Raw genomic sequence first — 14,556 nt, 5'->3', positions numbered from 1 at the left:
CGAACGCTGTTCAGATAATTACTCGACTCTGAGACTCACTGTCTCAAAAAATGAGACAATAATGTATCTAAACCAATTTGGGGATTTCTTTAATTAGATGCTCAATAAGTAATCGACTCGCTTGGCTTAGGGTTTTAGGTTGAGGGTAGAGTAGCCAGCCAGACTCTTCTGTTACCGAATACTGTGACAATAACTGGACCAAAGTGCCCGATTCTAATTCACGTTTTACGAGTAGTTTGGGCATAAAAGTAATGCCGCGATCTAAGATGGTGGCGTTTTTAATAAAACCGATGTTATTCGAGATAAGCTTGGGACTGAGTTGTACGCTTTGTTCTTGAAAATGCCAGACATTATCAATGTCGCCATTTGGCCAACGGAAGCACACGCATTGATGCGTTTTTAATTGCTCTAGTGTTTCCGGCGTTCCATGGGTTTGTAGGTAGCTCGGGGAGGCGACCAAGCATCGGTCGAGCGTCAGCAGTTTGCGTGCCACAATATCTGAGTCGAATAGTGCACCACCGTGAAACGCAATATCCAAGCCTTGTTGGAACATATCATGGAAGCCGTTGTTGATATTACGAATATCTAACTCAACATGAGGGTATTGATCGTGAAAGTCGAACAGAATAGGGCGCACTAGTTCATCGGTTTCAGGTAATAAACCGAGCTTGATTCGACCGCGGACCTCATTGGTATCGTTGCTGACTTGCTCATTTGCAGAGTCGAGCATAGTGAGTGCTTTTTGCAGATTCTCGTAATACGCCTCGCCGTTGTTGGTGAGCGATAAACTGCGTGTTGTTCGATGGAATAGCTGTGCTCCAAGAGATTGTTCTAACTCTCCAATTCGCCGGCTTACATTCGCACGTGGTAAGTCCAGCGCATTGGCTGCGGCGGTAAAGCTACCTAAATCCACCACCTTAATGAACAGTTTGAGATCGTCAATTTTCACTCTGGCGCTCCATGCTTATTGAACACTGTATTAAACCGTGACACTCTAAAGCATCACAAGGTTATGCACAAAACATAACGCGACTTTTGATAACCGTCACTTGTCATCAAATAGAAATAGGGAATTAACGTGCTGAGAGTTATCCAACGCCGTCGAATCAAAAAGGTCATTAAATTACTGTCTGCAAGGCTAATAAAGGGCTATGGCAGTCGTGACTACTTTTCTGTTGGTCAAGTTCAGAGCAGTACAACTGAGTTAAGCAAGCGCCAACAACACATTGCTTTGGCGCTTTATGCTAACCCTGAAGCGCTTAACTCAGAAGAAGCTGCTGAAATTCAGTCTCTACGCACTGATGTCGCCAATGATTTTTTCGAAGGTGGTGACTATAACGCGCAAGATGTGTTGAATTTATTGGGCTCTGGTGGCTGGAAGGGAGGACGTATGGATGATGATATGTCCCACCGATTTGGAATGAATAGCCGATACTAAATCTCGTAATCGAATACGATGATGTCTTCAAGCAGAGGTCTAAATACTTCTTTCAAGGCGTCGTGCTCAGGGTGAGGCAGATAATTCTGACGACCTGCTTCATCAGCAAATGTCATCATCACGGCGTGCGTGTAGTCTTTGTTCTTTTCTTCTGGGCTGTTGTTTAAGCCCCACTCAACGTCGTTTACGCCTTCTACTTTCGTTGGCATGGCTTCGAATAGCTCTCGTAATTGCTGAATTTTTTCGCTGGTGGCAGAAGCTTTAAATTTGATGAGTAGAATGTGTCTGATCATGGCTTTGGTCATGTTGTTGTTTTTGAAGAACAACACTATAGCGGGCATCTGCGCTCAAGTTAGCTCTTAGCTTCACAAAATAGGAAAACTAAAACGCGAGCACTTTGGCTCACGTTTTAGTTAAGTTAGCTAGATTATCGGTAGTTAGTGTGAGCGATTAACCTTCGAGACGCTTCACCAAGCAGAAGTGCTTTTTACCGCGTTGAAGCAACCAGTACTGGTCGAACAGTGGGAAGTTCAAGCTTGGTTTTTCTGTATCGATTTTTTCGCCGTTCACACTGATGGCGTTGTTGCCAATTAGCTCACGAGCAACGCGTTTTGAGCTGGCTAGACCGGATTCAACCAGAAGCTCAACCAAGTCTTGCTCAGCACTTTGCATGTTCGGTAAGCCATCGAGTTCCAACTGTTTTAGCTCGCTCAAGCTCAATTGCTGGACATCACCGCTAAATAGCGCTTGAGTGATTCGCTCTGCACTTGCTAATCCTTTTTCGCCATGAACAAAGCTTGTCATTTGTTCCGCTAAGATACGCTGTGCTTGCGGTTTGCCTTTGCTCTCTTTGTCTTGTGTTTCAATCGCTGCAATCTCATTGCAACTCAAGAAGGTGTAGTAGCGTAGGAAGTGGTAAACATCGGCATCTTCTGCGGATAACCAGAATTGGTAGAAGGCGTAAGGCGAGGTTTTACTTGGATCCAGCCACACTGCACCTCCTTCGGTTTTACCAAATTTAGTGCCATCGGATTTCGTGATCAAAGGTAAGGTTAAGCCAAATACTTGTTCACCATTTTGACGGCGAGTAAGGTCAATGCCGCTAACAATGTTGCCCCACTGGTCGTTACCACCGATTTGTAAGCGACAGCCGTACTGACGGTTTAATTCTGCAAAGTCGTAAGATTGCAGCAGTGCGTAACTGAACTCGGTGAATGAAATCCCTTGGTCTGGGCGTTGTAAGCGTTGCTTAACCGACTCTCGGCTGATCATGGTATTCACGGAGAAGTGTTTACCCACATCGCGGAAGAAGTCGATCACGTTAATTTGCTTCACCCAATCTGCGTTGTTTACCATGATCATTGGCTTGCTGACTTGGTTATTCATCAATTGTTGAATTTGGTTCGACAGATCTTTTACCCAGCCTGTTACGGTTTCTTCTGAGTTTAAGCTGCGCTCTGTAGCTTTAAAACTTGGATCGCCGATCATACCCGTTGCCCCACCAATCAGGGCGATGGCTTGGTGTCCTGCATCTTGAAAGCGTTTGAGCATAATAAGTGGAACAAGGTGACCGATGTGCAAGCTACCTGCGGTTGGATCGAAGCCGCAGTACAAGGTTTGTGGCTCAGAAAGCAGTTGTTGAACTTGGTCTAAATCACTCGCTTGGGCAATCAAGCCGCGAGTTTGTAAATCTTCAATCAGTGTCATCGTCTTATCTTTATCTGGTTCGGTTGTATTCAGATTAAAAGGCGATGCGGAATCGAGATATATCCCTAAAGGGACAGTTTGTTATCTTGATTGAGTGATCAGGTGGTTGAGAAACAACTGAAAGAACTCGCTTAAAGACGCCACATTCAGTTGTGCGTAGATGCGTTTACGGTGATTCTTGACTGTGCCTTCTACGACATCTAGCTGCGTTGCAATCTCTTTGCTGTCATAGCCTTGCGCGATTAATGCGGCAATTTCTTGTTCTCGATTAGTGAGGACAGTTTCGCCAAAAGATGCCAGAGCGGATTCAATTGCAGTACGCATTTGTCCCGAGTAGGTGGTAGGACTGAAAACTGGCTCGGCGAGTGTAAACTCGGTTTGTTTCCAGTGCTGTCGGCACAAAGACTGAATAATGGCAAAGTAAGATTTGAGCTTGGCTACTTGAGGCTTGGTGAAGCGCTTATCGTCCTGCATAAAACCGAAGTAGAACATCACCCAACGTGTCGGTTCGATTTCGACCAACATGCTGAGTTCATCTTTCCAGCCAGTTTGATGGTAGAACTGCTCGCAGTAGGCTTGATAATCGAGATCGTTGCGCGCGACATCTTTTCTCACCACGTCTTTGAGCGTAAAGATACCTTGTTCTTTGTTAGCGTTAAGTTTTTGATAAAACGGGTCATTTTGAAAAGAAGTCGTGAGATAACGCTGGAACAGTAGCTCGCGTTCATTTTCAATCGAATCATACAGATAGATAGGGTGTTTGCCTTCGCGGTAGCCGAGGATCACTGCGCAATCAAAACTCAGTAGGGAAGCTATCACGCGCATGAGTTTAGGCGTAAAGCTTGGTGAGTTAAGGGCAGATATTGTTTCTGCAAGCTGAGTGTTGAATGCGTCGCTGGGCATGGTGATTCGGGAGTTCGATAAAGGTTGGGGTAAGCATAACGCAATAGGCTGATATCCCAAAGTGATCAGAAAGGGGAGCGTCGTGCTCCCCCTCAATAAATCATTGTCACTAAGAGATTACTGTGAATCGGTTAGCTCTTTATTCACCCAGTATTTTGAGCCAGAAACGTTTGCATCAACTAATAACCCTGTGGTGTTTAGCTGATATACTGCTACGCCGCTGTTGAATTGCGCTGTCATTTCTTCGCCGTCCTCACCAGCGACTAAAGAAGCTTCGCTTGATGCTTCCCAACCTTCTTCGACAAAGGTGTTAAAGTCTTTTTCTTTTTCAAACAGTACGACCTGTTGGTAGAACTTACCACCAACGCCAAGAGCGACGCCCGCACCAAACATATTCATATAAGTACGTTGATCTGTGGACTTGTTGACCGCAACCCCAGAGCCAGAGTTGGTATGGAACATCAGCGATAGTTTGCGTGAATCAAAAACCGCGTAGCCGTATGCCTTGTCGTACAGTGCTTTGGCTTTAGGCTCTTCATTGAACAGTTTGAGAAGTGTGCTATCCGCCATAAGATCAATCGCTTGGCGTGCTTCTTCAGGTGTATCGCCTTCCATCAGTTCGGTGATCTTCTTGTCCGCTTCATCGATCCAACCTTTACTGGTTTCAATGCTTGCGTCGGTCCACTCGCCAGCGGTGTTAATCGCATCTTCTGACCAATTGGTGAAATCCTCCCAAGCTTGTTTGGAGAAGGCTTTGGTGCTGTCCCAAGTTTCTTTAGCGGTGTCAGAGACGGCATCTCCTAGGTCTGAAAGGCTGTTTGAAATGTCATCCCAGTCTGCATAAGCGGGAGAAGCAAGAAGCGTTAATGCGGTGATGAGAGCAAGAGGCTTTTTCATAGGTCCGTTCTTTTATGAAATCATATCCTTTTATTCTAGGTGAAAATTTTAACAGGGAGAATTGATCAGCTTATTGGGTTGGGATTGCTGTCACGAACTCACGTAGGTTTGACATAATTAAGACAAAGTAAAAAGCCCTCAAACTCAGGAGCTTGAGGGCTCTATTATCGACAGAGTAGAGAGGCTTATTTGCTCACTTTACCTAGCTTCAACCAGGTATCGATAACCGTATCTGGGTTCAATGACACAGAGCTGATGCCTTGTTCCATCAACCATTCTGCAAGGTCATCGTGGTCTGATGGACCTTGACCACAGATACCAACGTATTTGCCTGCTTTAGTGGCCGCATCGATCGCCATTTGAAGCATGGCTTTCACCGCTGGGTTACGCTCATCGAATAGGTGTGCAACATCGCCAGAGTCACGGTCAAGACCAAGTGTAAGCTGAGTCATGTCGTTTGAACCGATAGAGAAGCCATCGAAGTACTTCAAAAATTCGTCAGCAAGTACCGCATTTGATGGCAGTTCACACATCATGATGACTTTTAGACCTTGGTCGCCACGGCGTAGGTCGAACTTAGCAAGTAAGTCGATAACCGATGCCGCTTCGCTCGGTGTACGAACGAACGGGATCATGATTTCAACGTTTTTCAGACCCATTTCGTTACGAACGCGCTTGATTGCCTGAGTTTCTAGCTCAAAGCAGTCTTCAAACACTGGAGAAATGTAGCGAGATGCACCACGGAAGCCCAGCATAGGGTTTTCTTCATGCGGTTCGTAACCTTTACCTCCGACCAAGTTGCTGTACTCGTTGGATTTGAAGTCAGACATACGTACGATGACGCGTTTTGGCCAGAATGCTGACGCGATGGTCGCAATGCCTTCTGTTAGCTTACTAACGTAGAAGTCGATTGGATCTTTGTAACCACGGATACGTTCAGTGATTTCAGCTTTTAGCTCATCGCTTTGCGCGTCGAAGTTCAGCAGCGCTTTCGGGTGAATACCAATCATCTTATTGATGATGAATTCAAGACGCGCAAGACCGACACCTTCGTTTGGAATCTGAGCGAAGTCGAATGCACGGTCTGGGTTACCCACATTCATCATGACTTTGGTTGGTAGCAGTGGAAGCTCATCAACCGCAGAACGTTTCACTTCGAAGTCCAACTCGCCTTGGTAAACGTAACCCGTTTCGCCTTCAGCACAAGATACTGTTACGGTCTCACCGTCAGTCAGTTTGCTGGTGGCGTCACCACACCCAACGATAGCCGGAATACCAAGTTCACGTGCGATGATGGCTGCGTGACAAGTACGACCGCCACGGTTTGTAACAATCGCAGAGGCTTTCTTCATCACTGGTTCCCAATCTGGGTCAGTCATGTCTGTAACCAGTACATCACCGTCTTGGACCAATGACATTTGGTCTAGAGAGTCAACCAAACGTACTGGACCTTTACCGATACGTTGACCAATTGCACGACCTTCAACCAAAACGTCTGCTTTGTTGCTTAGCTCGTAACGTTCAATTACGTTTTGCTCGCTTTGAGAACATACGGTTTCAGGGCGTGCTTGAACGATGTAAAGTTTGCCGTCGATACCATCTTTTGCCCACTCAATATCCATAGGACGCTGGTAGTGCTTCTCGATGATCATCGCCTGTTTTGCCAGCTCTTTGATCTCTTCATCGTTCAGAGAGAAGGCATTGCGCTCTTCTACAGAGGTATCGATGATCTCAACTTGCTTACCGATCTCTTGGCTATTTGAGTAGATCATCTTGATCTGCTTAGAGCCAAACGTCTTCTTAACGATAGGGTATTGACCCGCTTCTAGCATTGGCTTGTGAACGTAGAATTCATCAGGGTTAACTGCACCCTGAACCACCATTTCACCCAAGCCCCAAGAAGAGGTGATGAATACGACCTGATCGAAGCCAGATTCTGTATCTAGGGTAAACATAACGCCAGAAGAGGCTTTGTCCGAGCGCACCATGCGTTGAATGCCTGCCGATAGCGAGATGCCTCGGTGGTTAAAGCCTTGGTGTACGCGGTATGAAATTGCACGGTCATTGAACAGAGAAGCGTAAACGTGCTTAGTCGCTTCTAAGACTGCATCAATGCCTTTTACGTTTAGGAACGTCTCCTGCTGACCAGCAAATGACGCGTCCGGCAGATCCTCTGCAGTTGCAGAAGAGCGAACAGCAACAGAAATCTCAGGGTGATTATCTGTCAGTTCTTTGTAGTTATCGCGGATGTCTTGTTCAAGATCCGCTGGGAACGGGGCTTCTAATACCCATTGACGAATGGTGGCACCTGTCTTGCGCAGGGCTTCTACATCCTCAACGTCCAGTTCATCAAGTAGTTGGTGAATACGCTCATCCAAACCTTCGTGGTCAAGGAATTGGTTAAACGCATACGAGGTTGTCGCAAAACCGTTTGGTACCGATACACCAACATTGGCTAGGTTAGAAACCATCTCGCCAAGTGAAGCATTTTTACCGCCGACTTTGTCGACATCATCCATGGATAGTCCATTGAACCAGAGGGTGTTCTTTTGCATGTCTTTCTCCAGAAACATTGCAGCTTTGTAGGGATTAATACCAACCTCGAACAGTGGTTATGCATCCTTGCAGGTCAATGTCATTGAAGACGCAGTTTCGAGCTGATAGCAGCCATTGTAGATAAGGGGCGTTAACTACAACTTCCCAACTAGGGCTTAAACGAATTTTCCGACGCAAACATGTATCAACACTTTTCTTGGTTGATATGAAAGGCAAACGATTACGTATTTGCTGAAAAAAACTCCGAAGAATTTTCAAAGCTGTGGGGAACGTAATTGCAAGCCAAACTCATTTATTAATATTATGTAAACCATCCTACTCAAATGAATTTGAAAAATTAAACTAAAATGCAAATAAATAACCAAAGTCGTGATGTATTCTATGTTTCTGACGGAACTGCTATAACATGTGAGACATTAGGACATGTTGTTCTGGGTCAGTTTCCCTTTATTCCTAATGAAAAAACCTTTCCTTTTGTTGAAAGTGAAGACAAAGTTGCCGATGTCATCAAAGAAATCGAGATTTCCTACCAACGTGATGGCGTGAAGCCGCTGGTTTTCTTTTCGATTGTTGTGCCAGAAATTCGTGAAGTGTTGCTCAAAGCTCCCGCTTACAGCTATGACGTGCTAGAAAGCATTGTGCAAAAGGTACAAGACGACATTCAGATGGCTCCTCAGCCTAAGATGCAGCGTTCAAGAAGCGTGAGCAAAGATTCCGATACTTACTTTGACCGTATCGCGGCGATTGAGTACACACTTGCTCATGATGATGGTATTACGCTCAAAGGCTTGGAGGAGGCTGACATTATTCTGCTTGGCGTCTCACGCAGTGGCAAAACCCCAACCAGTCTTTACATGGCGATGCAGTTTGGTTTACGTGTGGTGAACTACCCGTTTATCGCTGAAGACGTCAAGATGATGCGTTTGTTGCCGGAGTTCGAAATTCATCGGCACAAACTGTTTGGTCTAACCATCAATCCAGAACGTTTGAATGAGATTCGCGAGAACCGCTTATCAGGCAGCGAATACGCGAGTACGGAACAATGCAAACTGGAACTAGATACGGTAGAAGCGTTGTTTAGAAGAGAAGCAATTCCGTATATCAATACGTCTTCTTTGTCTGTAGAAGAGATCACTACGCGGATTCTTGAAAGAGCAGGGATGAAGCGCCGCTTGTTCGGCTAAGTTTCCTGTAATAAATCAAAAAAAGAGGAGGCACCTGTGCCTCCTCTTAAATTTAACCTCAAAAGGTCAATAGCCCCTAGTAATGCTGAAACATCTTCTGAATGTCTTGGTAATTTTTGGTTTGTGTCAGTGATAGCATCAGCAAAATACGTGCTTTTTGTGGATTCAGTGTACCTGATGCCACGAAACCGTACTTATCATCATCAACCTCTGCATCTAAAGTGGTAGAGCCGGTAGGCGTACGAGAACTACGAACAACCAGAATGCCGTCTTTGCTTGCTTTTTCTAACTCATCAAATACCGTGTGGTACAAGTTACCATTGCCGACACCTGCGCTGACGATGCCATCAAACTTCGCATCGACGAATGCTTTAACAGGTAAGCTCGACGCATTTGCATAGTTATAAACGATTCCGACTTGTGGCAACTTATCGAGCTTGGAAACATCGAAGGTTGTTTCAGTAGTGTGTTTACGTTCCGGGCTTCTTTGATATTTCGCATCACTGTTGTGGATATAACCTAGCGGACCAAAGTTAGGAGATTGGAAAGTGCTGACTGATGTTGTGTTAGTTTTTGTTACGTCACGCGCATCAAAGATGGTGTCATTCATCGCAACCAGTACACCACGACCTTGAGAATCTTCGTCTGTTGCTGTGACAACCGCATTGTAGAGATTAACCGGACCGTCAGCACTCATTGCCGTAGAAGGGCGCATTGCACCAACGATAACCACTGGTTTATCGCTTTTTACCGTTAAATCGAGGAAGTAGGCTGTCTCTTCTAATGTATCAGTGCCATGAGTAATCACAATGCCATCCACGTCATCTTGGGCGAGTAACTCATTCACTCGTTTAGCCAACTTAAGCCACACCTCGTCATTCATATCTTGAGAGCCGATGCTGACCACTTGCTCGCCAGAAATGTCGGCGATCTTCGTCATACTGGGTACGGCGGCGATCAACGAATCAACACCGACTTTACCTGCGGTGTAATTTGATTCTGTCGCAGATTGACCTGCGCCAGCGATAGTGCCGCCAGTCGCCAGAATTTTGATGTTTGGTAAATCGGCATTGGCAAAAGCAAATGAGCTCATGCACAAACCAAGCGTGATCGAACTGAGGCGGAGAAACTTTTTGGTCATAGGAATCACCTGTTTTTGGGTTAGATGTTGGGGGAAACGTTATCTATCCTAAAAACAGAACAGTAGATTTTTTGAGTACAACTTCACCAATTTACAGATGAAAATCGTGATCAACTAATCACTTAAAGAACATTAAATCAAGTGTTTAACCTAATTGGCGTGCTTCATTAACAAGTGAGATGTTCCGGTAATCTGGACAACATTTGATTAATTGTAATTAATTGATTTGTAAGTAAAGACCCTGCGAGAGAACTCGGAGTGACAGTTCACTTGAGTTACCTTTGGTTAGCCATACGAGCGCCAATCTGCTTGTTCAACTGGTGGTTGATGATCGCTGCTTAACTGACGGCAGGTGCGAACTTTTGAAAAGCGACGGTTGGCTTTACTTCTAAATAATCGAGAAAGAGAGGTTTAGGTAGTGGTTTTGAAAAGTAGAACCCTTGAATGTTGTAAAAACCGAGATCGTGCAAGACTTGCAATTGCGCTCGCTCTTCTACTCCTTCGACAATCACTGACATGCTTAGGTTTCTTGTCAGGGTGTGGATTGCTTCCAACAAAGGTTGGATCGTCTGGCCATTACCAAGGTTGTTAACGAATACGCGGTCGATTTTGATGATGTCGAATGAATATTGACCGATAAAATCTAAACCCGAATATCCGGTACCAAAATCATCCACCGCAATTCGGATACCAAGTGCGGTTAATCGGTCCAAGTGCTTTCGAAGTACAGCCAGTTCACTCGCGCTGAAGATGGCTTCTTCGGTGATTTCAAACACCAAACGCTCACTAATGAAATAATGATATTTAAGACGCGATTCAACCTCTTGAATAAAGTCTTCTCTGAGGATCAATGAGCGGCTCACGTTGACGCTAATGTAGCGGTCATGGAACGCAAGCTTGTTACTGCTTATCATGCTGATCACTTTATCTAGCACAAGGTAAGTGATCTGATCGATCAACCCCACCTTTTCTGCCAGAGGGATAAAGATGCTTGGTGAAATAAACCCTTGTACTGGGTCGTTCCAGCGAACAAGTGACTCTCCACCAATAACGCTGCCATCACGTTGATCGACAATGGGTTGATAATGAACGGTTAAGTTACGCCCTTTAATGGCAAGAGCAAGAGAGAATTCTAAGCTATTTTTGGCGAACTTCTTGGAAGAGAAAAATAGGTGAACAATCAACGCACATGCCATTCCCAATAACCCAATCCAAAGCTTGCTACATAAGAACTGAAAATAGAATGGATAACTGATTGCAGAGTAGACGGTAAAAGGCAAAATCTCGGAACTGGCTTGTTCCATTCTAAGTGGGTTGAGTGCAATGGAATCTATAGCGGTTTTGTCTGTGATGTCGATTCGGTAATCCATATCACCAAAACGAAATATATCGCTAACGAGAACTTCCAAAACCTCTTTCGGGAAAACAACACTGATTCCTCGTCCTTGTTGTTTGGTGAAAAAGAGAATCAGAGCTTGGTTGTTGGTGAGCGCTCGCTTAGTAAAAGCCAATGTTGCATGCACATCACTGTCACCAAGACGCGTCAATATTGACGAATAGATACTGAAAGACGGGTGGCGTTCGCTACTCGTGCACAACACTTTTCCGTTTTGATCGAAGGTGGCAATGTCTTTTGCCATGCCCAAACCAAAAATGCTTGTCCTGAGATCATGGATAAGCTCGTCGCACGACTTAAGAAAAAAGTTATCGTCTAACAGGTGTGTTAACTGCTCCACGTTATCGTGAAATTCAGACTCAATCGTCAAGATAGCTTCTTCTGTGAGCTTTTTATGATATTTGTGTGCGAAAGGGATAAAAGCCAGCATGGTGATGCTAAAAGAGAGTACACCAACAACTATTAATGCAATGTTGTCACTCCAACTCTTGGACGGATTTTTAAAGAATTTATTGTTCACAGTTATCGGTGCTACCAGCAAGTAATTGCGTAAAACTATAACAAGTGTCTCATTTTTAGGAATTGAACATTTTAAAGTGTGAGTTAGATCTTATAAATTATCTATAAACTACTATTTTAAAATAAAAAGTATGGGTTTTCTTATCTAAATCTAAGGCGACCATAAAGCGAGTTTATTCAATTTTATTTGCTATTTAGGCAACTGGTCGTGCCTGTTTGAGTAGAAGTTGACTGAGATAAAGACGATTTTTTTGCATTATCTTAGGGTGATTTTGATGTGATTTTATTTGTTTCTGGGAGTGAAGTTTTTGAGATTAAATACTGGATTTATGATCGATGAAAATGCTGGTTTTTGATGATGAGATAGTCATGAATATGAGAGATTTTGGTGTTTTTTGCTGAGCTTTTATTTCTCTTTTGAGCTTTATTTGTAACTTTGTGTGGGCGTATAGTTTATCGATGATGACTGAATGACAGCATACCGTGCTTGAAGCGCACAATGACGGGATAAAACTAAAAAAAAGCGGCTTTACCCCGGAAAAGATAAAAGCCGCTTGCCAATAGACGTGTTAATTCACGTCTTAGCGCATAATCATTTGTTCACGACCAGGACCAACCGATACCATCTTTACAGGTACACCCATCAGCTCTTCAATACGTAGAACGTATTTTTGTGCCGCGACTGGTAGCTCTTCGAATTTACGACAACCAGTAATGTCTTCGCTCCAGCTTTCCATCTTCTCGTAGATTGGTGCTAGTGCAGCCGTTTGAGGCCAAATTGGGTTTTCGCTGTGCTCGCCTTCGTAACCAACACAGATTTTTAGATCTTTAAGACCAGTCAGACAGTCCACTTTTGTCAGTGCGATTTCAGTCGCTGCTTGAAGCTCAACACCGTTCTTCGTTGCTACTGCATCGAAGTAACCCATGTCACGTGGACGGCCTGTTGTTGCACCGAACTCACCCGCTAGTTCACGGAATGCATCTTGCTCTTCCATTGCAGTAATTAGTGTGCCGGTACCTACCGATGAGCTGAACGCTTTTGCTACCGCAATAACACGCTCTGGACGAAGAGCAGGAAGACCACTACCGATACCAGCATACATAGACACAACGTTTGAAGATGTTGTCCATGGGTACTCACCGTAAACAAGGTCACGACCTGCACCTAGCTGCGCTTCGAACAGTAGAGTTTGGTCTTTTGCTTGCAGTTCTTTTAGCGGCAGCGTTACGTTGCAGATAGCGTCACGCCAAGGTGCAGATACTTCTAACAACCAGCTCGCCATCTCTTCAGCGGTTTGTTCAAACTCGAACGTTGGGTAAAGCGCACGTAGTTGAGGAAGTTTCCACTCCATCCAGAATTTGATGCGCTCTACTAGGACTTCTGGCTGCTTCAACCAACCAACTAGGATGCCTTTTTTCATCACACGGTCGCCGTATGCAGGTGCAATACCTTGACGAGTTGAACCGTATGCTTTGTCGCCTAAGCGTTGTTCTTCTAGCGTATCTTCTAGTGCGTGTAGAGGTAGACACAGTGTTGCGCGATCAGAGATGCACATGTTCACTTTAACGCCCGCTTCTTCAACTTCCGCAATCTCCTGAGACAGCGACGCTGGGCTGATTACCATACCCGGACCTAATACTGCCAAACAGTCAGGGTTGAAAACGCCACTTGGTAGCTGGTGTAGCTTAAACGTACCTAGGTCGTTAACTACGGTATGACCCGCGTTGTTACCACCTTGGAAACGAATGCTTGCAGAAGCTTGCTCTGCCAAAAAGTCAACGATGCGGCCTTTGCCTTCATCACCCCAGTTTGCACCCACAACAACGATAGACGACATAATTCATTCTCCAAAAACAGACCGGAAAATCTTAGGATGCTCGCATGAATAAGAGAAATTAATTATACTCATTAACTTGATAAGAAATTCATATCGGGTAATTTTCTATGTTGGATTTGAACTGGTTACGCACGTTTGTCACCTTGGCAGAAGTGAAACATTTCGGAAAAACAGCGATTGAACTGCACATGACGCAGCCAAATGTGAGTCTTCATATCAAACAGCTAGAACAAGCCACTCGCACTAAGTTGATTGAACGCAACCCTGTGCAATTGACCCAAGCCGGAAAGCGTTTGTTAGACACTGCCGAACACATGCTGAATGAGCTGCAAATCTGTCAATCCGACCTCAATGCCATCAATGACTTAACGCAAGGAACGCTCTCGATTGCAGCGAGTGATATTGTCTCGCGCCTATTACTTATCAAGCCTTTTCAACAGTTTAAAAGTGAATATCCTGGAATTGATTTGGCGCTGTTCAACACTACATCATCACAAGCGGTAGATTTGGTAAAAAGTGCTCGTGCAGACATCGGCTTTGTTATTGCGCAGAAAGAGAGCCAACCATTGCACTTTACGTCACTTACTCAAATTCATTGGTGTGCTTTCGGCGATAACATCTTTGATTGGCGAGAAAACAGTGAAGAGAACCAAACATTGATCTTGCTCGGTCACGACACCCGAACGCGCGAGTTGATTGACGCGTCTCTACCAGAGCTAAATCTTCCTAGGCATAGGGTCATGGAAGTTGGCAGTGTTGAAGCTCAAATAGATTGGGCTGAAGCCGGATTTGGAACTGCGATTGTACCTGACTTCTCCCTCGACCCAAGGTTGAAACTCTCGCGAGAAGTCACGCCATTACCTAGTTTCCCCAACACAGATTTTGGCTACATAGTGCGCCAAAATCAAGTGCTGTCCAAAGCCGCAAAACAGCTTCTTAAATGGGTGGCTGATAATGTGTCTGTGGTGGGGTAATAC

The 14,556-nt window shown here is 44.8% G+C and carries 12 protein-coding genes; 3 read left to right on the top strand and 9 right to left on the bottom strand.

The window, feature by feature from the left end:
* Positions 1–67: 67 nt before the first annotated feature.
* Positions 68–949: a LysR family transcriptional regulator gene (locus tag QMY49_RS17025; RefSeq protein WP_005451283.1), complete on the bottom strand. Its 882-nt coding sequence runs from the start codon at positions 947–949 to the stop codon at positions 68–70.
* Positions 950–1,078: 129 nt separating this feature from the next.
* Here QMY49_RS17025 and QMY49_RS17020 point away from each other — a divergent pair, with 129 nt between their 5' ends.
* Positions 1,079–1,438 carry a DUF6559 family protein gene (locus QMY49_RS17020; protein ID WP_283315639.1) on the top strand — a complete coding sequence of 120 codons (360 nt, stop codon included), beginning with the start codon at positions 1,079–1,081 and terminating at the stop codon, positions 1,436–1,438.
* On the opposite strand, the gene QMY49_RS17015 is transcribed toward QMY49_RS17020, so the two are convergent.
* The 5 genes from QMY49_RS17015 to ppsA all read right to left on the bottom strand — a co-directional run bounded on the left by QMY49_RS17015 (position 1,435) and on the right by ppsA (position 7,500).
* Positions 1,435–1,731, bottom strand: coding sequence for a Dabb family protein (locus tag QMY49_RS17015; protein WP_009697198.1), 297 nt, complete (start codon positions 1,729–1,731; stop codon positions 1,435–1,437). The genes QMY49_RS17020 and QMY49_RS17015 overlap by 4 nt on opposite strands.
* 157 nt (positions 1,732–1,888) lie before the next feature.
* Positions 1,889–3,145, bottom strand: a complete 1,257-nt coding sequence (gene tyrS, locus QMY49_RS17010) for a tyrosine--tRNA ligase (protein ID WP_283315637.1) — start codon at positions 3,143–3,145, stop codon at positions 1,889–1,891.
* A gap of 81 nt (positions 3,146–3,226) precedes the next feature.
* Positions 3,227–4,048 carry a LuxR family transcriptional regulator gene (locus QMY49_RS17005; protein WP_047515131.1) on the bottom strand — a complete coding sequence of 274 codons (822 nt, stop codon included), beginning with the start codon at positions 4,046–4,048 and terminating at the stop codon, positions 3,227–3,229.
* 117 nt (positions 4,049–4,165) lie between these two features.
* Positions 4,166–4,945, bottom strand: coding sequence for a lipid-binding SYLF domain-containing protein (locus QMY49_RS17000; RefSeq protein ID WP_017188640.1), 780 nt, complete (start codon positions 4,943–4,945; stop codon positions 4,166–4,168).
* A gap of 185 nt (positions 4,946–5,130) precedes the next feature.
* A complete protein-coding gene (ppsA, locus tag QMY49_RS16995) occupies positions 5,131–7,500 on the bottom strand; it encodes a phosphoenolpyruvate synthase (protein WP_038898784.1) in 2,370 nt (789 codons plus the stop codon).
* 348 nt (positions 7,501–7,848) lie between these two features.
* Between ppsA and ppsR the strand changes: the two genes are divergently transcribed.
* Positions 7,849–8,685: a posphoenolpyruvate synthetase regulatory kinase/phosphorylase PpsR gene (gene ppsR, locus QMY49_RS16990; RefSeq protein WP_005451298.1), complete on the top strand. Its 837-nt coding sequence runs from the start codon at positions 7,849–7,851 to the stop codon at positions 8,683–8,685.
* Between the two features lie 76 nt (positions 8,686–8,761).
* On the opposite strand, the gene ansB is transcribed toward ppsR, so the two are convergent.
* The 3 genes from ansB to QMY49_RS16975 form a co-directional block, all read right to left on the bottom strand.
* The gene (gene ansB / locus QMY49_RS16985; RefSeq protein ID WP_029790131.1) at positions 8,762–9,826 is read right to left on the bottom strand and encodes an L-asparaginase 2; all 1,065 of its coding nucleotides are present in this window, start codon (positions 9,824–9,826) and stop codon (positions 8,762–8,764) included.
* 338 nt (positions 9,827–10,164) lie between these two features.
* Complete coding sequence (locus QMY49_RS16980) at positions 10,165–11,652, bottom strand: EAL domain-containing protein (protein WP_283315631.1); 1,488 nt, start codon at positions 11,650–11,652, stop codon at positions 10,165–10,167.
* Positions 11,653–12,322: 670 nt separating this feature from the next.
* Positions 12,323–13,579 (bottom strand): adenylosuccinate synthase, encoded by a 1,257-nt coding sequence (locus QMY49_RS16975; protein ID WP_005451302.1) that lies wholly within the window; start codon positions 13,577–13,579, stop codon positions 12,323–12,325.
* A 107-nt stretch (positions 13,580–13,686) separates the two neighbouring features.
* Here QMY49_RS16975 and QMY49_RS16970 point away from each other — a divergent pair, with 107 nt between their 5' ends.
* Positions 13,687–14,553, top strand: a complete 867-nt coding sequence (locus tag QMY49_RS16970; RefSeq protein ID WP_005451305.1) for a LysR family transcriptional regulator — start codon at positions 13,687–13,689, stop codon at positions 14,551–14,553.
* Positions 14,554–14,556: the final 3 nt, after the last annotated feature.

Source organism: Vibrio harveyi, assembly GCF_030060435.1.
Lineage (GTDB): Bacteria > Pseudomonadota > Gammaproteobacteria > Enterobacterales > Vibrionaceae > Vibrio > Vibrio harveyi.
Note: the sequence above shows the minus strand (reverse complement) of the source record. Positions and strands in the feature narration are given on the sequence as shown.

Bases quoted from the DNA above. Each gene is read 5' to 3' on its own strand.
- QMY49_RS17015 (WP_009697198.1), bottom strand. From the start codon at position 1,731: ATGATCAGACACATTCTACTCATCAAATTTAAAGCTTCTGCCACCAGC.
- tyrS (WP_283315637.1), bottom strand. From the start codon at position 3,145: ATGACACTGATTGAAGATTTACAAACTCGCGGCTTGATTGCCCAAGCG.
- QMY49_RS17005 (WP_047515131.1), bottom strand. From the start codon at position 4,048: ATGCCCAGCGACGCATTCAACACTCAGCTTGCAGAAACAATATCTGCC.
- QMY49_RS17000 (WP_017188640.1), bottom strand. From the start codon at position 4,945: ATGAAAAAGCCTCTTGCTCTCATCACCGCATTAACGCTTCTTGCTTCT.
- ppsA (WP_038898784.1), bottom strand. From the start codon at position 7,500: ATGCAAAAGAACACCCTCTGGTTCAATGGACTATCCATGGATGATGTC.
- ppsR (WP_005451298.1), top strand. From the start codon at position 7,849: ATGCAAATAAATAACCAAAGTCGTGATGTATTCTATGTTTCTGACGGA.
- ansB (WP_029790131.1), bottom strand. From the start codon at position 9,826: ATGACCAAAAAGTTTCTCCGCCTCAGTTCGATCACGCTTGGTTTGTGC.
- QMY49_RS16980 (WP_283315631.1), bottom strand. From the start codon at position 11,652: ATGCTGGCTTTTATCCCTTTCGCACACAAATATCATAAAAAGCTCACA.
- QMY49_RS16975 (WP_005451302.1), bottom strand. From the start codon at position 13,579: ATGTCGTCTATCGTTGTTGTGGGTGCAAACTGGGGTGATGAAGGCAAA.
- QMY49_RS16970 (WP_005451305.1), top strand. From the start codon at position 13,687: ATGTTGGATTTGAACTGGTTACGCACGTTTGTCACCTTGGCAGAAGTG.